This is a genomic window from Herbaspirillum sp. WGmk3 (genome assembly GCF_023952535.1).
GTDB classification, from domain to species: Bacteria; Pseudomonadota; Gammaproteobacteria; order Burkholderiales; family Burkholderiaceae_D; genus Herbaspirillum; species Herbaspirillum huttiense.
In genome coordinates, this window is record NZ_JAKYWT010000002.1 from 351725 (window position 1) to 369257 (window position 17533).

Annotated in this window: 14 protein-coding genes; 9 read left to right on the forward strand and 5 right to left on the reverse strand. The window is 63.8% G+C overall.

The window, feature by feature from the left end; translation table 11 throughout:
• Nucleotides 1-48 precede the first annotated feature (48 nt).
• Both MKD49_RS07640 and MKD49_RS07645 read left to right on the forward strand, forming a co-directional pair.
• The gene (locus MKD49_RS07640; protein WP_034330180.1) at nucleotides 49-513 is read left to right on the forward strand and encodes a response regulator; all 465 of its coding nucleotides are present in this window, start codon (nucleotides 49-51) and stop codon (nucleotides 511-513) included.
• A complete protein-coding gene (locus MKD49_RS07645; RefSeq protein ID WP_252695948.1) occupies nucleotides 510-1238 on the forward strand; it encodes a response regulator in 729 nt (242 codons plus the stop codon). The genes MKD49_RS07640 and MKD49_RS07645 overlap by 4 nt, the downstream gene beginning before the upstream one ends.
• A 17-nt stretch (nucleotides 1239-1255) precedes the next feature.
• Here MKD49_RS07645 and MKD49_RS07650 read toward each other — a convergent pair whose 3' ends face one another.
• A complete protein-coding gene (locus MKD49_RS07650) occupies nucleotides 1256-3454 on the reverse strand; it encodes an ATP-binding protein (RefSeq protein ID WP_252695949.1) in 2199 nt (732 codons plus the stop codon).
• A gap of 586 nt (nucleotides 3455-4040) precedes the next feature.
• On the opposite strand from MKD49_RS07650, the gene MKD49_RS07655 reads away from it, so the two are divergent.
• The 3 genes from MKD49_RS07655 to MKD49_RS07665 all read left to right on the forward strand — a co-directional run bounded on the left by MKD49_RS07655 (nucleotide 4041) and on the right by MKD49_RS07665 (nucleotide 8784).
• Complete coding sequence (locus tag MKD49_RS07655; RefSeq protein WP_157845750.1) at nucleotides 4041-4211, forward strand: hypothetical protein; 171 nt, start codon at nucleotides 4041-4043, stop codon at nucleotides 4209-4211.
• A gap of 13 nt (nucleotides 4212-4224) precedes the next feature.
• Nucleotides 4225-4605, forward strand: coding sequence for a hypothetical protein (locus tag MKD49_RS07660; protein ID WP_252695950.1), 381 nt, complete (start codon nucleotides 4225-4227; stop codon nucleotides 4603-4605).
• Nucleotides 4606-4980: 375 nt separating this feature from the next.
• Nucleotides 4981-8784: a PAS domain S-box protein gene (locus MKD49_RS07665; RefSeq protein ID WP_252695951.1), complete on the forward strand. Its 3804-nt coding sequence runs from the start codon at nucleotides 4981-4983 to the stop codon at nucleotides 8782-8784.
• A 114-nt stretch (nucleotides 8785-8898) separates the two neighbouring features.
• Here the strand turns inward: MKD49_RS07665 and MKD49_RS07670 are convergent, their stop codons facing one another.
• Nucleotides 8899-9180, reverse strand: coding sequence for a PAAR domain-containing protein (locus MKD49_RS07670; protein ID WP_134136447.1), 282 nt, complete (start codon nucleotides 9178-9180; stop codon nucleotides 8899-8901).
• Between the two features lie 282 nt (nucleotides 9181-9462).
• On the opposite strand from MKD49_RS07670, the gene MKD49_RS07675 reads away from it, so the two are divergent.
• Nucleotides 9463-11595, forward strand: coding sequence for a TonB-dependent siderophore receptor (locus tag MKD49_RS07675; protein WP_252695952.1), 2133 nt, complete (start codon nucleotides 9463-9465; stop codon nucleotides 11593-11595).
• 66 nt (nucleotides 11596-11661) lie between these two features.
• Nucleotides 11662-12912 carry a PepSY domain-containing protein gene (locus MKD49_RS07680; protein ID WP_252695953.1) on the forward strand — a complete coding sequence of 417 codons (1251 nt, stop codon included), beginning with the start codon at nucleotides 11662-11664 and terminating at the stop codon, nucleotides 12910-12912.
• Between the two features lie 32 nt (nucleotides 12913-12944).
• Here MKD49_RS07680 and MKD49_RS07685 read toward each other — a convergent pair whose 3' ends face one another.
• A complete protein-coding gene (locus MKD49_RS07685) occupies nucleotides 12945-13769 on the reverse strand; it encodes a universal stress protein (protein WP_121045592.1) in 825 nt (274 codons plus the stop codon).
• A 229-nt stretch (nucleotides 13770-13998) separates the two neighbouring features.
• Between MKD49_RS07685 and MKD49_RS07690 the strand changes: the two genes are divergently transcribed.
• Together MKD49_RS07690 and MKD49_RS07695 are read left to right on the forward strand one after the other, a co-directional pair.
• On the forward strand, nucleotides 13999-14415 hold the full coding sequence (locus tag MKD49_RS07690) for a VOC family protein (RefSeq protein WP_034341547.1): 417 nt from the start codon (nucleotides 13999-14001) through the stop codon (nucleotides 14413-14415).
• On the forward strand, nucleotides 14412-15362 hold the full coding sequence (locus tag MKD49_RS07695; protein ID WP_252695954.1) for a glyoxylate/hydroxypyruvate reductase A: 951 nt from the start codon (nucleotides 14412-14414) through the stop codon (nucleotides 15360-15362). The genes MKD49_RS07690 and MKD49_RS07695 overlap by 4 nt, the downstream gene beginning before the upstream one ends.
• Nucleotides 15363-15401: 39 nt before the next feature.
• Here MKD49_RS07695 and MKD49_RS07700 read toward each other — a convergent pair whose 3' ends face one another.
• Both MKD49_RS07700 and MKD49_RS07705 read right to left on the reverse strand, forming a co-directional pair.
• The gene (locus MKD49_RS07700; RefSeq protein ID WP_252695955.1) at nucleotides 15402-16829 is read right to left on the reverse strand and encodes a heavy metal sensor histidine kinase; all 1428 of its coding nucleotides are present in this window, start codon (nucleotides 16827-16829) and stop codon (nucleotides 15402-15404) included.
• Nucleotides 16822-17514 (reverse strand): heavy metal response regulator transcription factor, encoded by a 693-nt coding sequence (locus MKD49_RS07705; RefSeq protein WP_034341551.1) that lies wholly within the window; start codon nucleotides 17512-17514, stop codon nucleotides 16822-16824. The genes MKD49_RS07700 and MKD49_RS07705 overlap by 8 nt, the downstream gene beginning before the upstream one ends.
• Between the last annotated feature and the right edge of the window lie 19 nt (nucleotides 17515-17533).

Consider the following 17533-nt stretch of genomic DNA (forward strand, 5'->3'; position numbering starts at 1 on the left):
AGACCGTATCGGGCAAACAGGGATCAACAACGGACAAGGGGGAACGAGATGGCCACAGAGCAGAGCGTCAACATCATCCTGGTCGAAGACGACGACGGCCACGCCGTGCTGGTCGAGAAGAACCTGCGGCGCGCCGGGCTGGTCAACGGCTTCCAGCGCCTGCGCGACGGGCAGGAAGCGCTGGACCATTTTTTCGGGGGCGAGCTGGGGCGGACCGACCTGCAGCAGGTGGTGGTGCTGCTGGACGTGAACATGCCGCGCGTGAATGGCGTGGAGGTGCTGCGGCGAATGAAGCAGGATGCGGCCACGGCGGCCATTCCGGTGATCATGCTGACCACGACCGACGACCCGCGCGAGATCGCCCATTGCTATGAAGTAGGCTGCAATGTCTACATCACCAAGCCGGTGGAATACGACGACTTCATCGAAGCGGTGCGCCGGCTGGGCTTCTTCCTGCAGGTGGTCAAGCTGCCGCCGCCGGGCGCGCCGGTGCGGGAGAGCGATTCCCGATGAGCGGTGCGACCGTCCATGTGCTGGTGCTGGAGGATGACGAAGGCCTGCTGGCGCTGGCCGGCCGTGTGCTCAGGAAGCAGGGATACCGTGTCACCGCCGTGGCCGATGCCGAGTCCGCCCAGGCGGCGGTGCAACAGGATCGGCCCGACCTGCTGATCGTGGACTACAACCTGCAGGCGCTGGACAGTGGCCTGGATTTCTTCCGCAGCCTGCGGGCTGCGGGCATGGGGATCCCGGCCATCATGGTCTCGGGCATGTCGGATGAAATGCGCATCATCGAAGCCTTGCGGGCTGGCGTAGCCGATGTACTGCCCAAGACCAGCGATTACCTCGACCACTTGCCGCAATGCGTGCAGCGCGTGCTGGTACAGCAGCGGCAGGCCGGTGATGCCGGGCAGATTGATGAGCAGGTGCGCCAGCTGCAGGCCGAGCGCGACGCGCTGCTGGCTGAGGTGCAGGCGGCGCAGGCCGAGATCGAGCGCCTGCGCAGCGCACGCGATGCCTTCCTGCGGACGCTGTCACAGGAACTGCGCCCGCCGCTCAATGCCATCCTCGGCTGGACCGATTACCTGCTGCAAGGCGGGACGGATGCCGCCAACCTGCACAAGGGCTTGCAGGTGATCGAGCGCCATGCGCGGGCGCAGTCGCAGTGGGTGGAAGACCTGCTTGCCCGGCACCGCATCCTCTCCGGCGCACTGCCGGAGCAGGAGCGGGACTGGCCTTGATGCGCCATCCAGCCGGTTCAGGCCGGCAGGATGGGCAAGGTGACGGTGAAGGTGATGATGTGGTGATCGCAGTTGAGGTCGATCTTGCCGCCGTGGCCGTTGACGATCTCGCTGACGATGTACAGGCCCAGTCCCAGTCCGCGCGCATTGCGCTGATTGCCCATGGATTCCTTCTTGTAGGGCTTGAACATGTGCTCGCGCACCGCCATCGGGATGGCCGGACCGTGATTGGAGACCGAGAGCGTCAGTACGTCGTCGCGGCGGAACACGATCAGGGTCGAGGGCGTACCGATCTCGCCATGATGGCGGGTGTTTGACAGCAGGTTGGAGACCACCTGGCTGATGCGGTCGCCATCGAGTTCGATTTCGCCGCAGTCTTCCGCCTCGAGGATGATCTCGTTGTCGGGGTAGGCCATGCGCGCTTCGTTGACGATCTCGGTGACCATCTTGCGCACATCCACCGGACGGCGCTGGATGTCCAGCCCCATGCCGCTTTGCAGGCGGCTGATGTCGAGCACCTGGGAGATCAGGCGATGCATGCGGCTTGATGAGGACGAGATGCGCTTGCTCAGGTTGGAGCTGGACGGCGAATGCTCGCGCACCTCGATCATGCGCGCGGCCATCATGATGGCCTGCAGCGGATCGCGCAGGTCATGGCCCAGCGTCGCCAGCAGGGTTTCGCGGGCGCGCTTGACCATGTTCTCGTTGGACAGCGCCACTTCCTGGAAGTCCATACGCAACTGGTTGGCGATTTCGGTTTCGGTCTTGGCCCACGGCAGGCTCTTGCCGCGTACCGTTTCCTTCCAGACCGCGAAGGAGCCGCGCGGGGTCAGTCGCGGACCGAGCGGCCCGATGCTGTATTTCTTTTCCGGATTGCCGCCCCAGCGGACGTCTTCCACCTGCTCGGTGCGGAACCAGAAGGCGTAGCCATCCTGTTCGCGATAGAAACGCACGGCCAGCACGCCGCAGATATCACCCAGCGCTGCCTTGAGTGCCGGCACATCGGCCCCCAGCGCACTGGTGGAGAAGAAGTCGCCCGGTTCGTTTTCGTTGAGCCAGTTGATGAGCGCGTTGACGCCTTCGCGCGAGGGAGCCTTCCCGAAGACCTGGGTCTTGCGCTCCATGGAGATGGCGCCACCGTGCGCATTCATCAGCCGCAGGAAGCCCTCATGGTCAGCCGCCAGGGCCAGCACGATGTCTTCCCGGTCGGTGACCTGGGCCACGATCTTGCGGCGCAGGTCGGCGCTGTACTCCAGTGCACGGGCGCGCTCGCCGTTGAGATTGCGTTCCACCAGGGCACTCACGAATTGCGAGAGCAGCTGGCATGACATGCGCACCGCATGCGGCACGAGGTGCGCGCTCATGTGATGGCAGGCGATGAGGCCCCACAGGCGTTCGCCGATCACGATCGACAGGCTCATGGAGGCACCCACGCCCATGTTGCTGAGGTATTCGATGTGCACCGGCGAGACGCTGCGCAGCATGCTGTGGCTGAGGTCCAGCGGACGGCCGGTGAGCGGATTGTGATCCGGTTCCAGCGCCACGGTGGAGGCTGTCACATCGGCGATCAGGCGGATCGGATTGATGACGTACAGGCGGCGTGCCTGCGCCGGGATATCGCTGGCCGGATAACGCTGGCCGAGGAAAGGTTCGAGGTCCTCGCGCTTGTGCTCGGCGATCACTTCGCCGCTGTCGTCATGCAGGAAGCGATAGGCCATCACGCGGTCGAAGCCGGTGATGCGGGCGATCTCGTCGACCGCCAGCGTCAGCAGGTCTTCCACGCCGGGCTGGCGCTGGATGCGCTGGATGGCCTGATGCGCGGCCAGGGCGAACGACTCCAGCGACAGGGCATCGGCGGGACGCTGTTCAAATTCGGCGATGAGCACGCCTTCGGATTTGTGCGTGACCAGGTCGAAGGCACCGGAGGCCAGCGCGATCATGCGCGAGTCGACGTAGCCATGGCGGTCTTCCAGTGCCGCCTGGATCACGGCGCGGGACGCAGCGTTGAGATGGGCCTCCTCCAGAGGCTGTCCCACCTCCGGCAAGTCGCCCAGCAAGGCAGCGGCATTGGCGCTGCGCGTGGCAAGCTTGCCCTCGGGCGTAAAGCACAGGAGGGCACCATGATTCTGGATGGATCCGGGGATGTGGATCGGCTCCTGATCACAATTGCTCAGGTCGACCGGTCGCCGGCGGCTTGCGTGATACGGATTGCTCATTCACTACTTTCTCGATGCCTGCACTGCAGGACGTCGAACTGCCGATGCGCGCGCGCCGGCAAGGTGGGGGGCGAAAGCAAGGGCATCCGGGAGACCCCGGTCTCACGTCCGGCAGATGCTGGCTCATGACCAGTGGCTGCGATGGCAAATGATGCGCATTCTTGGCTTCGGGAAATGCCAATTATAGGCGTCATCGCAAAGTTGCGTACAGGCTGAACAACATTTAATTCCACCGCGCGACAAGTGACGATCCGGGCAGTATCGCCGTCAAGGGGGTTCTTCCACTTTGTCCTACAAATCAATCGGGCGCAGTCCGATAGGACTCATCCGTGCGAGGTTCTAAGATCCTCAAAACTCGCAGAAACAACGCGGCACGGTCGGTCTTCCTGCAGGATGAGCGGATCCGATTGATGCCACATGGGAAAAGAAAATTCCGGTCCTGCGCTGTGACCACTTTTGCAGTGACAATTCGTGGACAACGGCTGCATCAGCCTCTTCCAGTTTGGGCGGACGCGGCTAAAATGAATTGTCATCGGAAGCGGGAGGCAGCAGGGCAGCCGGTGAACCATCAGGGAGCGAACACCCCATGCTGTCGATGAAACACAGGGAAAAAATCGATCGCAGTGTCGGCCAGACGACACGACTGGTCGATCAGTGGCAGCGCGAGCGCCTGCATGCGCAGGTCCTTCGCGATGCCGCACAGGACAAGCTGACGTTGCAACCAGCCCGGCGCAAGTGGTCAGCGCCGGATCTTTGAGCAGGGTAGCCTCATGGACAAGTCTGATTCCACCCATCCTTATGATCCGCTGATCGCCATTGCCCAAGGCGACTGGACGGCCTACCGCAACCATATCGCCTCGCAGGGCCACGCCGCGGCGGATGCCGAGCCGGAACCACTGGCGATGCCGGCTTACCCCGAACCGGCGCAGGACACCGCCGGACAGCCACTGCACGGCGAGGAAGATATCCTCGCCTACCGGCGGCGCTGTGCGCGGGCTTACATCGGCATGAACGGCCGTCTCGGCGGCCGTGCCTACCGGCCCAACGAGCCCGTGATCCTGACCCAGGAAGCGGTACAGGAACTGGCCGAACTCAACCGCCTGCTGCGTGAGGAGCGGGCGTTGAAAAAGAAAAGCCAGCCCGAAAGCTGAGCGCGCCTTGCGCCAATTGCATCAGTTGAATATTCCCTTCGCGCGCCGTCGTGCGGGAGGGTTGCGCGTAGGTGCGCGGCGCAATTTCATGTAGGAAAACAGGAAGACTGCGCAGATGCCTGTGCCATGCGCTGTTGCGGCCGGTGGATGTTTTTCCGTGGGCTGAGAGCGGCCCCGGAAGCGGCACCGGCTTCCCGTATAATCATCGGCGGCACGCGGCAGGCGCGCCGGGTGCCTGCGCCCGTCTTCACGGGCCTGCTCCAAGCGGATGCGAACAACAATGAAGGGACCCGCGGGAGCATGACGGCGCAAGCCTCGTCTCTCGCGAGACCGACCTCGGTGCTCAAAGCTAGGCTTAAAGGTAAGTTTCACGACATGGCAGACATTTCTTGGTTGCGCGGCACAGGCCTGGCCGCGCAGATCGTCACGGCAACCGACTGGACCACAAGTCCCCTGGGTGCGCCGGCGCAATGGTCGCCGACCCTGCGCACCTCTCTCAACATCGCACTGCATTCACCCCTGCCGAGTCTGCTGGTCTGGGGCACAGCACGCCAGATGCTTTACAACGATGCCTTCGCGGCCTGTATCGGTACGGCCCATCCGGCGGCCTTCGGTGCGCGCCTGAGCGAGTCCGCGCTGTGGCGGGGTGCCGCGCGCCTCTGCGAAGCGGCAATCGGTGCGGCCTTCAAGGGCCAGCAACAGCAACTGGGCCGGGTATCGCTGTTTCCCGATACCGCGGCAGCAGCGGGCACACCCGATCAATGGGACCTGACTTGCGTACCGGTGTGGGAAGACGCGGCCGATGATCAGCCCGCGCAAGTGGCCGGCGTGCTCTGCACGCTGGTGCGCTCTACCGGTCTGGATGCCGCGCTGGCGCACACCGACATGCTGCGCGACCTGATGGAGCAGTCGCCCAGTTTCAAGGCCGTGGTGCGCGGTCCGCAGCACGTATTCGAACGCGTCAATGGGGCCTACTTCAAGCTCTTCGGTGACCGGCCGGTGTTGGGCCTGCCGGCGCGGGAAGCGCTGCCCGAACTGCTGGACGAAAATCTCTACGAATTGCTGGACCGCGTCTACCAGACCGGGCAGACCTATACCGAACGCGGTGCGCGCCTGTTCCTGCGGCGCGCGCATGAGACCGGTTTCGAGGGGGCCGTGCTGGACTTCGTGTTCCAGCCCATCAAGGGGGCCGATGGCCAGGTGGCCGGGATCTTCATCGAGGGCAATGACGTCACCGAACGCTTCGTGGCCGAAGAGCGCCTGCGCATCGTCGACCGCGCGGGCGGGATCGGCATCTTTGAATGGTTCCCGGTCTCCGGCAAGCTGGCGGTCTCGGATCGATTCCGCCGCTTGTGGGGTCTGCCGGCCGAAGGCGAGGTCACCTCGCAGCAACTGGTGGACATGATCGATGAAGAATTCCACCCGAACCTGGGCACCTCGCGCATCAAGGAAGGCGGTCCGCGCAATCCGCTGGAATATACCGAATACCACATCACCCGCCCCGACGGCGAACAGCGCTGGCTGGCGCGCAAAGGCGAGGTGGTGCAAGACGATCCGCGTGCCGGTTCGCGTTATGTAGGGGTGGTGTTCGACGTCACCTCGCGCAAGCTGATGGAGCAGGCACTGGCCGCTTCCGAAGCCAGCGTGCGGGCCAACAATGCCTTCGTGCGCCAACTGCTGGATTCCACCGACCAGGGCTTCTTCTCGATCGACCGCGAGGGCATCGTCACGCTGTGCAATGCGGCCTTCCTGAAATTGCTCGGCTATGCCGGCGAGAAGGATGTGCTGGGCCGCTCGATCCACGAGGTGATCCTGACCTCAGCCGACGATGGCAGCGGCGCGCGCGGCGAATGTGCCGTGCTCAAGGCCGCCCGTGACGGCGTGACCACGCACGTGGAGAGCGAAGATTTCCTGCGCGTTGATGGCAGCAGTTTCCCGGTGCAATACCAGGCCCATCCGGTCTGGCAGGATGGTGAGCTGCAAGGTGCGTTGTGCACCTTCATCGATCTGACCGAACGGCGGCGCGGCATGCAGGCGCTGTCGTGGAGCGAGAATCGCCTGACCGCCATCTTCAACCAGGCCTCGGTGTGCTTCTCCGAACTGGACCTGGAGGGCCGCTATCTGCGCGTGAACCAGGCGCTGTGCCGCATGCTGGGCCGCACCGAGGCCGAGATGCTGCAGATGACCCTGGCCGACGTCACCCATCCTGATGACGTGCCGATGAACATGACGCTGTTCAAGCGTTGCATTGCCGACGGCAGTTCCTTCACGCTGGAAAAGCGCTACCTGCGTCCTGATGGCAGCGCGTTCTGGGTCTCCAGCGACATCAGCCGCATCGTCGACGGCGAGGGCAGGCCACAGGCCATGATCGCGGTCTCTACCGACATCACCGAACGGCGTCGCGCCGAAGACGCCCTGCGCGAACTCAATGACACGCTGGAGCAGCGCGTGGTCGAGGAGATCCTTGAACGCAGCCGCGCCGAAGCGGCGCTGCGCCAGATGCAGAAGATGGAAGCCGTGGGCCAACTGACCGGTGGCGTGGCGCACGACTTCAACAACGTGCTGCAGATCATCGGCGGCAACCTGCAGTTGCTGCAGACCGATCCGCGCCTGGATGACCGCAGCCGCCAGCGCGTGCGCATCGCCATTGGCGCGGTCGATCGCGGTGCCAAGCTGTCCTCGCAGTTGCTGGCCTTTGCCCGCCGCCAGCCGCTGCAGCCGCGCAGCATCAATCTGGAACGCGTGGTGCTGAACATGGATGACCTGCTGCGCCGGGCCGTGGGCGAGAACATCGAAATCTCCACCGTCATCACGCATGATCTCTGGAATACCATGCTCGACCCCAATCAGGTCGAGAACCTCATCATCAACACCGCCATCAATTCCCGCGATGCGATGCCCAATGGCGGACGGCTCACGCTGCAGATCGACAACGTGCAACTGAGCGATCCGGCCTTCCTCTCGCAGGCCGACCTGCCGCCGGGCGATTACGTGGAACTGCAGATCTCCGACAACGGGGCCGGCATGTCGCCCGAGGTGCGCGAACGTGCCTTCGAGCCCTTCTTCACGACCAAGCGCGAAGGTGAGGGCACGGGTCTGGGTCTGTCCATGGCCTACGGTTTCGTCAAGCAGAGCAAGGGCCACATCAGCCTGCACAGCGAAGCGGGCAAGGGCACCACGATCCGCATCTACTTCCCCCGCTGCATCGATCAGGAAGTGGTGATCGACGACAACCGCGACATGGAAGTGCGCGGCGGTGACGAAACCATCCTGGTGGTGGAAGACGATCCCAACCTGCAACTGACGGTGATCGATACCCTGTCCTCGCTGGGCTACCGTGTGCTCAAGGCGGACAATGGCGAACGCGCGCTGGCCATCCTGCAGAGCGGCATACCGGTCGACCTGATGTTCACCGATGTGGTCATGCCCGGCAGCGTGCCGGTGACTGAACTGGCGCGCCAGGCACGGCAGTTGTTGCCGGAGATCGAGATCCTGTTCACCTCCGGCTATCCGCGCGACGCCATCGTCCATGAAGGGCGGCTGGATGCGGGCGTGGAGCTGCTGTCCAAGCCGTATCGCATCAACCAGCTGGCGCAGCGCATCCGGCAGATGCTGTCGGGCCGGGCGCATCGCATCGAACTGGCACAGATGACGCGCGAGCGCGACCAGGCCAATGCCAGTGCAGACGCCAATGCCATGCTCCATGTCCTTCCGGTGGGCGGCAGCCATCGCCAGGCTGACGGTCAGGATGCGCATTTCGACCAGGCAGGCAGCGGGGCCAGCGTAGTGACGGTGCCGGAGGCAGAATCCGTCTCCGCGTCAGCAAGCGGCCTGCGCCTGCTGGTGGTGGAAGACAACATCGACTCCCAGCAACTGGTGTGCGAATTGCTGGAAACGCTGGGCCACCAGGCACGCGGCGTGATCAGCGCGGAGGATGCGCAGCAGGCGCTGGGCGAGCAGAGTTTCGATGTGCTCTTCACCGACGTCAATCTGCCCGGTATGTCCGGCGTGGACCTGGCCAGGAGCGCGCTGGAGCGCTTCCCGGAAATGGCGGTGATCTTCGCCTCCGGTTATGGCGCGATGGTGGCGCGCAATGTCGGCTTCGCCTCGCATGCGCTGCCCAAGCCCTACGATATCGACCAGCTGCAGGAGATACTCAAGAAGATCGCGACCGCGTGATGCCTGCAGCGTGATGCCCGGTGAGAGCGCGTGGGGCAGGGCCGGTTCCTTCCTGCTGCCGCGCGCAGAACATGGCCTGCTCATCCCGGTGAGCGGGCCATTTTTTCGTGGCGATCATTCGTCGTCTTTGGTTGGCGCGATCCTGGCCAACTGCTGGGTCGCGATGAGCAGGGCACCACATGAAGTTTTCATCCCTTCCACGGCCACCCGTCGGCCCAGGTATTCGTAGTTTTCTTCACCTGGCAGGATGATGAATTCACATCGGCATTTCGGACAGTAGCCGCGATGGCCCACCCCGGCCATGGGCTTGCCGTACAGCTTCACATTGTCAAATCCTTGCTGGACAACGCCGCCATGCGAGGTCGGATCGTCGAGGCGGATGATGGCCCTGGTCATATGCACTCTCTTTCACAGGAGGAAAAGCAGGGAAGATAAAGCCATCGCTCAGCCTGTGGCGCATAGGCGGCAAGAGATCAATCACAATCAGTAATTTTTGCAGCACTGCGTCGAATCATTTCGAGAAGTCAGGGCAGGGACTTCAGAAACTTTGTAAGGAAGGTTTCCTTTTTCTGTCATATTCCATAAAATAAATAAGAACTATTATCGTTCGTATTAAATAAAATGAATATGAAGAGGAATCCCTTGCTCCAGTCGTCCCTGCGCGCCCGCCCCAGCGCCATGTCCCGTGCTCTCCGTCCGGTGTTCATCAGCATGGCGTTGGCCGGCTCTCCTGCGCTGGTGCTGGCGCAGTCCGCCACCGACAGCGCGGCCGCTGCCGCCAATGACAGTAGCGCCGGCCAATTGCCGACCGTGACCGTCTCGGCCCCTGCTGCAGGCGAGGGAACGCAGCACCTGCAAAGCCAGTCCAGCGCCGGTGCGCTCGGATCGCGTTCGCTGCTGGATACGCCGTTTTCCGTCACCAGCATCACGTCTGCGGATCTGGCCGACAAGCAGGTCAACAAGCTCGGCGATCTGTTCTACAACGAGGCCTCGGTCAGCGACAACAGCGGAGGCTACAGCGCCTGGGCTTCGTACATCACCATTCGCGGCTTGCCGGCGGACTGGCAGAATTCCTTCCGCATCGATGGCAAGCCCTTCCTCGGCTATGGCATCACGCTGCCCTACGATCACTTCGAGCGCGTCGACCTGCTCAAGGGCTCGGCCGGTTTCATGTATGGCTTCGGCTCTCCGGGCGGGGTGCTCAACTACGTCACCAAGAAGCCGACCGACACCCCGGTGCGCAGCGTCTCGGTGGGCTATACCAGCAACAGCATCTGGAGCGAGCACGTCGACCTCGGCGGGCGCTTCGGCAACGACAACATGTTCGGCTATCGCCTCAACGTCACGCATGACCAGGGCGAGACCTTCAATGAAGGCCACATCCGCCGCAATTCTGCTTCGCTGGCGCTGGACGGACGCCTCACGCGCGACCTGACCTGGGATTTCCAGGCCATCTGGCAGAACAGCAATTCCACCGACCAGACGCCGTCGGTCGTCACCAGCAGCCTGGCGGGCAGCCGCCTGCCGTCGGTGGTCAGCGGGGCCGACAAGACCCTGGTCGGTCCGGGCCAGCATCTCGATACCAACTTCCAGCTCTACCAGACCGGGCTGACCTATCGCATCAACCCGGACTGGAAGGCCAACCTCAGCTACAGCCACAGCACCTCCAAGCGCTTCCGCAACGAGGACATCGCGATGCTCTCGGATGCCGCCGGCAACTACACCGACTGGCGCTCGGACAGCCGCGAAGGCCATACCTTCGACCAGTGGCAGGCCATGCTGGAAGGCAATGCCCGCACCGGCAGCATCGATCATCAGCTGGTGCTGGGGGCCTCGTGGCAGAAGCAGGTCAATGATTACTCGATCAGCTCGGTGTACAAGCAGATCGGTACCGGCAATCTCTATACGCAGAACACCAATGCGTATTACAGCAGCACCGAGCTGCAGACCTATCACAACGCCATCATCACCCAGCAGGCGGTCTTCGCCAGCGATACGCTGAACTTCTCGGAGCGCTGGTCGCTGCTGGCCGGTGGCCGCTACAACCAGTTCCGCCAGGATAATTTCAGCACCAGCGGCACCCTCAGTTCGCGCTACGACAAGTCGGCCTTGACGCCTACGGTAGCCTTGATGTTCAAGCCTGAGCGCAATACCACCGTCTACACCAGCTATGTGGAATCGCTGGAGCAGGGCGGCGTACCGGGCGTGACCAACACCAACTACGGCAGCCAGCTGAAGCCGCTCAAGAGCAAGCAGTACGAGGTCGGGGCCAAGACCGATCAGCAGAACTGGAGTGCCACCGCTGCGCTGTTCCGTATCGAACGCGCCTCGGAATACACGCTCAACGGGGCGCTGGTGCAGGATGGCCAGTCCAACTACCATGGGCTGGAACTGGGCGCAGCCTATCGTCCGACGGCGCAGTGGCAAGTGGCCGGCAGCCTCATGCTGCTGGATGCCAAGTACGACAAGGGCAATACCTACAATGGCAATCGCGTGGCTGGTGCGCCGCGCAACATGGCGACCGCATCGGTCGCCTATCTGGTGCCGCAAGTCGCTGGCCTGAAGCTCTCGGCCGATGCCAAGTTCACCGGCAGCACCATGGCGCGCGCGGCCAACGACATCGAGCTGGCCAGCTATACGCTGTTCAACCTCGGTGCCAGCTACACCACGCGCATTGGCCAGCACGACACGACTTTCCGGGCCTCGGTGAACAACCTGCTGGACAAGCGTTACTGGCAATACCAGTACGAGAACTACATCAAGCCGGGTGACCCGCGTACCTTCAGCGTGTCGGCCAAGGTCGATTTCTGATCTGGTCATGGTCGCCCTCCCGGCAGTCCCTGAATCACTCCGCCAATTAGCCAGGTAATCCAGCCCATGCGCGCACTTCTCGTCCTCCTCCATCGCTGGTTCGGCCTGGCCGTGGCCGTGTTCCTGTTCATCGCCGGCGTGACCGGCGCGCTGATCTCCTGGGATCACGAACTGGATGCCTGGCTCAATCCGCAACTGTTCCATGCCCGCAGCGCGGACCGTCCGGACGCCGGGCAGCCCTTGCCCGGGCTGGAACTGGCGCGGCGCGTTGAAGCGGCCGAGCCCAAGCTGCGCGTGACCTATGTGCTCACCGAAGCCGAGCCCGGCCACACCATCAGCATGATGGTCGAACCGCGCCTGGATGCAGTGACCGGCAAGCTGCCGGTCCTGGATTACAACCAGATCGCGGTGGATCCGGTGACCGGTGAAATACAGGGCCGCCGCATGTGGGGCGCGATTTCGCTGGCGCGTGAAAACCTGCTGCCTTTCCTCTACAAACTGCATTACACGATGCACCTGCCGGACATGGGCGGGATCGAGACCGGCATCTGGCTGATGGGCATCATCGGGATCGTGTGGGCGCTGGATTGCTTCATTGCGCTCTATCTGTCCTTCCCCAACTGGCGCAGCTGGCGCAAGTCGCTGGTCTTCCGCTGGCGCGAGGGCGGGCACAAGCTCAACTTCGACCTGCACCGCTCGGGCGGCGTCTGGATCTGGGGCTTGCTGCTGGTGTTGGCGGTGACGTCGGTGTCGATGAATCTGGAGCGGCAGGTCATGCGTCCGATTCTGCAAAGCGTTTCCACCCTGACTGCGGGCCCCTTCGACACGCGTACGCCGATTGCGCCCGAGAAGGTGCCGGAACCGCGTATTTCACGCGAGGAAGCGGTGGCGCTGGGACGCGCGCAAGGCGAGAAGCTGGGCCTGACGGAGCCGGTCGGCGGGGTCTTCTACTCGGGCATGTTCGGGGTCTATGGCGTGGGCTTCTTCCAGCCTGGCAATGACCATGGCGATGTGGGCCTCGGCAATGCCTGGCTGTATTTCGATGCCATGAGCGGCGCCTATGAAGGCGGCAAGATTCCGGGACGCGGCAGTGCAGGCGATATCTTCCTGCAGGCGCAATTCCCGCTGCATTCCGGCCGCATCCTCGGGCTGACCGGACGCGTGCTGATCTCGCTGATGGGCGTGCTGGTGGCGATGCTGTCGGTCACCGGGGTGATCATCTGGGTGCGCAAGCGCCGTGCCCGCCTGCAGCAGCGCGAGCGCCTGGCCGCCCAAAAGGCACCGGCCCGCGAGGGGCCGGTCGTGGAGGCGCGCTGAGTGAGCGCCAGACTTGAGACTTGATGACGGTGTCAATGCGCCATCAGCACCGGCAGGGTCATGGTCTTGAGGATGGTCAGCGTCACGCCGCCCAGCAGCACTTCGCGGAAGCGGGTGTGTCCGTAGCCGCCCATGACCAGCAGGTCGGAGCCCTTGTCGGCAGCCAGCGAGAGGAGGGCATTGCCGATATCGAGCGTGGTCTGTTCCTGTGCCACTTCCACCTTCACGCCATGGCGCGCCAGATAGAGCGCGATGTCGGCACCGGGCTGTTCACCGTGGGTGCCCAGGCGCTTGTCGGAGTTGAACAGCACCACCGTCACGTTGTCGGCCTGGCGCAGCAGGGGCAGGGCGGCCGTGATGGCGCGGGTCGATTCCATGCTGCCATCCCAGGCGATCAGGGCATTCTTGCCTACCTGCTTGAATTCACCGGCGCTGGGGATGATGAGCACCGGGCGCGGTGAATTGAGCATGACGTACTCGGGCAGGTCGGTGAGGAAACTGTCATCGGCATCGTCCAGGTCGGCCTGGCTCACCACGACCAGGTCGGCATAGCGCGCCTGCAGGGCCAGTCCACCCTCGGCGTCGTCATCGACGAAACGTTTTTCGCAGGAGGGCACGCCGACGCTGTTGGCGATCTTGTCGAAATTTTCCAGCGCGGCCAGCGCGCGGTCGCGGAAACCATCCATCTGCGCCGCGATGTAGGCCGCGCCTTCCATGGTGATGAAGCTGGAGATGCCGCTGACGGCGCTGCCGATCAGGTGCGCCTGCTGTGCGCGGGCCAGCTCGGCGGCAATGCGGATGCGCTGGGCGGCGTGGCGCGACTGGTCGACGTGGACCAGGATGGACTTGTAGCTCATGGTGGCTCCTCGGAAATTCGTGGGGGAAGACATCCGGGGCGGGATGCCATGCAGGCAGATTAGGCCGGGCACCTCCATGCGTCCAGCGCAAATCCCGAACTGCTTGACGCATGTCAATCCTGCCCCGTGGCTCTTGTAGGGAAGCATTATTGGCTTGTTTCCATACAAGCATGACGGTTGCGGTATGCTTGTCGGCTTTCGCAACCTGCCTGCCGATCCGGGACTGTCCATGCCATCCATCTTCCACCTGGCCTACCACGTGCGCGACCTCGACCAGTCGCGCCACTTCTATTGCGACCTGCTGGGTTGCGCCGAAGGGCGCAGCACCGAAACCTGGGTCGACATCGATTTCTTCGGCCATCAACTTTCGCTGCACCTGGGTGAACCGTTTGCCGTGAGCAATACCGGCCATGTCGGCCATCATCTGGTGCCGATGCCGCACCTGGGGGTGATCCTGCAACTGGATGAATGGCAGCAACTGGCGGATCGCCTCAGCGCCAGCGGCGAGGTGCAATTCGTGCTGGCCCCGCAGATCCGCTTTGCGGGCGAACCGGGCGAGCAGGCGACGATGTTCTTCCTCGATCCCTCGGGCAACCCCATTGAAGTCAAGGGCTTCCGCGATCTGGCGACGGTGTACGCCAAATGAGCGCGCCCATGCCGATCCCCTTCGTCAGCCAGAGTGATCCCGCTGCGGTAGCGTCGTGGTTGCAAGCTTTGCGCGCGGCCATGCCGGAGGAAGAGATCATCGCCTTCAGCGAGCTGGACGAAGACCAACGCGCGCAATGCCGCGTGGCCATCGTCGCCAATCCTGATCCGGCGCAGCTGACATTGCTGCCGCAACTGCAGTGGGTGCATAGCGTCTGGGCCGGAGTCGAGCGGCTGGTGGCCGATCTCGGACAGAGCGACTTGCAGATCACGCGCCTGGTCGATCCGCGCCTGGCCGCCACCATGGCCGAAGCCGTGCTGGCCTGGACGCTCTATCTGCATCGCGACATGCCGCATTACGCGCGCCAGCAACAGGCGCGGCAATGGAGGCCGTTGGACTATGTGCTGCCGGAGCAGCGCCGCGTCGGCATCCTCGGCCTGGGCGCGTTGGGTGAAGCGGCAGCCGTGGCATTGCGCCAGGCGCGTTTCCCGGTGCTGGGCTGGAGCCGCAGTGCGCGCAACGTGCCGGACGTGCGGACCTACAGCGGCATGGACGGACTGGCGGAGATGCTGGCACAGACCGACATTCTGGTCTGCCTGCTACCGCTGACGGCCGAAACGCGCGGACTGCTGGATGCAGTGCGGCTGGCACTGCTACCTCCTCAGGCACAGCTCATCAATTTCGCACGCGGGCCGATCATCAATGATGAGGCGCTGCGCGAGGCGCTGGATGCGGGCAGGTTGCGCCATGCGGTGCTGGACGTGTTCGCCACCGAGCCCTTGCCGCCGGAGGCGTGGCCCTGGTCGCATCCTGCAGTGACGGTGCTGCCGCATTGTTCGGCACCGACCGATTCGGGCACCGCTTCAGCCATCGTGGCCGCCAATATCCGCCGCTATCGCAACACCGGCGAGATCGCTGCCAATGTCGATCTCAAGCGCGGTTATTGAGCCGTTGAGTCATTGCGCCATTGAGCACAACCGGCGCGCTCACTGGCGCGCGATGGTAAAGCCGATGGTATTGTGCCCGCCGCTGCTGCTGGCAAAAGCGCGCCCGCCATGCATGCGGGCCACTGCCTTGACGATGGCCAGTCCCAGGCCGTGGCCGTGGCTGCCGTTGATGTCCTGGCGCGCGCTGTCGACGCGGTAGAAGCGGTCGAACAGGCGTGGCAGGTGTTGCTCGTCGATGGCCGGGCCGGGATTGGTCACGGCCACGCGCACCATCTCTTCGCCACCGGAAATGTCGATGCGCAATTGCGCGCCCTGCGGCGAATGCTGGATGGCGTTCTGGATCAGGTTGGTGAGGGCGCGTTTGAAGAGCGCCGTTTCCATGGTGGCCGTGGCCTCCAGATCGCCCGCCACGGTGATGGACATGCCGGTGTCGTCCAGCACGAACTCGAAGAAATCCACGGTCTTCTGCACCGCTTCGGCGACCCGCACCGGTACCCGGGCAGTGGCCGCTTCGCCCTGGTCGGAGCGCGCCAGGAACAGCATGTCGTTGACGATGGAACGGATGCGGTCCAGCTCTTCCAGGTTCGATTGCAGCACGTCCTTGAATTCCCCCGCACTGCGTTCGCGCGCCAGCGCTACCTGGGTTTCTCCGATCAGGTTGGCCAGCGGCGTGCGCAACTCATGGGCCACATCCGCATTGAAGGCCTCGAGCTGGGTATAGGCCTGCTCGATGCGTTCCAGCGCGCCATTGAAGGCATCGGCCAGCACCGACAACTCTTCCGGCAAGGCTTCCACCGGCATGCGAGCTGACAGTTTGCGTGGCGAAAAGCTTTGCGCGCGCGCCGACATGCGCCGCAGCGGGGCCAGCCCCGCTCGAGCGATCCAGTAGCTGGAGATGACCGCCAGCACGATGCCCAGCAGCGAAGAAATGCTGGTGGCCAGCAGGAAGGTGCGGCGCATCTCGAAGTAGGGAGCGCCATCGACACCGACCGTCACGCGCACTTCAGGACGATCCTCGAAGGCCGGCAGGGTGCGCGTCATGATGTGCAGTGGATAGGCGCGTCCCGGCAGGTGCAGGCGGCCGACCTGTTTGCCGTCGGCGTGATTGATGGCCGAGGGCGCGAGCCGCGTCAGGTCGCCATAGGTGTAGCGGGGATCATCGCTGGCGATCCAGAAGAACACGTGCTGGTCGGCCTGCGAGAGCGTCGACAGTTTCAACTGTACGCGGGCCCAGCGCTCGGTATTGCCGGCGCGCTCGATCTGGTAGCTGATGTCGTTGAGGGTGGTGAAGAGGGCATCGCGTTCGTGGCGCAGCAGTTCCCCCTTCAGGACGGTGTAGAGCACCACGCCGGCCACTGCGAAGATCAACAGGGCCGACGCCGCCGACATCAGCACCAGCCGCGCGGTGATGGATTGGCGCGGCGGCAGGCGGCGCTTCTTTGCCGGCGCGGCAGCGGTCTCACTCATCGCCGGCATCGGAGGTGGCGCGCGGCTCCAGCACGTAGCCCATGCCGCGCACGGTATGCAGCAGCTTCTGCTCGAAGGGCGCGTCGATCTTGGCGCGCAGGCGCTTGATGGCGACTTCCACCACGTTGGTATTGCTGTCGAAATTCATGTCCCAGACCAGTTCGGCGATGGCGGTCTTGGAGAGGATCTCGCCCTGTCTGCGTGCCATCACGGCCAGCAGGGCGAACTCCTTGGCGGTGAGGTCGATGCGCAGCCCGCCCCGGAAGGCCTTGCGCGAGATCAGGTCGATCTGCAGGTCGCCGATGCGCAGCTGCGGCGCTTCCTGCACGCGGCCACGGCGGGTCAGGGCCTGCAGGCGGGCCAGCAGTTCCAGGAAGGAGAACGGCTTGATGAGGTAATCATCGGCGCCGTCATGCAAGCCCTTGATGCGGTCTTCCACGCTGTCGCGCGCGGTCAGCATGATGACCGGCGTCTGCTTGACGGTACGCAGCGAACGCAGCACGGCAAAGCCATCCAGGCCCGGCAGCATCACGTCCAGCACGATGACGTCGTAGTCATGCTGGATCGCCAGGTGCTGCCCGTCGATGCCGTTGCTGGCCACATCCACCGCGCATCCCTGCTCGGTGAGGCCCTTGCAGAGGTATTCGGACATCTTTTGCTCGTCTTCGACTATCAGGATCTTCATTCGGTCTCCACTGGCCGCG

Coding starts and splice junctions, on each gene's coding strand:
- MKD49_RS07640 (WP_034330180.1), top strand. CDS start 49: ATGGCCACAGAGCAGAGCGTCAACATCATCCTGGTCGAAGACGACGAC.
- MKD49_RS07645 (WP_252695948.1), top strand. CDS start 510: ATGAGCGGTGCGACCGTCCATGTGCTGGTGCTGGAGGATGACGAAGGC.
- MKD49_RS07650 (WP_252695949.1), bottom strand. CDS start 3,454: ATGAGCAATCCGTATCACGCAAGCCGCCGGCGACCGGTCGACCTGAGC.
- MKD49_RS07655 (WP_157845750.1), top strand. CDS start 4,041: ATGCTGTCGATGAAACACAGGGAAAAAATCGATCGCAGTGTCGGCCAG.
- MKD49_RS07660 (WP_252695950.1), top strand. CDS start 4,225: ATGGACAAGTCTGATTCCACCCATCCTTATGATCCGCTGATCGCCATT.
- MKD49_RS07665 (WP_252695951.1), top strand. CDS start 4,981: ATGGCAGACATTTCTTGGTTGCGCGGCACAGGCCTGGCCGCGCAGATC.
- MKD49_RS07670 (WP_134136447.1), bottom strand. CDS start 9,180: ATGACCAGGGCCATCATCCGCCTCGACGATCCGACCTCGCATGGCGGC.
- MKD49_RS07675 (WP_252695952.1), top strand. CDS start 9,463: ATGTCCCGTGCTCTCCGTCCGGTGTTCATCAGCATGGCGTTGGCCGGC.
- MKD49_RS07680 (WP_252695953.1), top strand. CDS start 11,662: ATGCGCGCACTTCTCGTCCTCCTCCATCGCTGGTTCGGCCTGGCCGTG.
- MKD49_RS07685 (WP_121045592.1), bottom strand. CDS start 13,769: ATGAGCTACAAGTCCATCCTGGTCCACGTCGACCAGTCGCGCCACGCC.
- MKD49_RS07690 (WP_034341547.1), top strand. CDS start 13,999: ATGCCATCCATCTTCCACCTGGCCTACCACGTGCGCGACCTCGACCAG.
- MKD49_RS07695 (WP_252695954.1), top strand. CDS start 14,412: ATGAGCGCGCCCATGCCGATCCCCTTCGTCAGCCAGAGTGATCCCGCT.
- MKD49_RS07700 (WP_252695955.1), bottom strand. CDS start 16,829: ATGAGTGAGACCGCTGCCGCGCCGGCAAAGAAGCGCCGCCTGCCGCCG.
- MKD49_RS07705 (WP_034341551.1), bottom strand. CDS start 17,514: ATGAAGATCCTGATAGTCGAAGACGAGCAAAAGATGTCCGAATACCTC.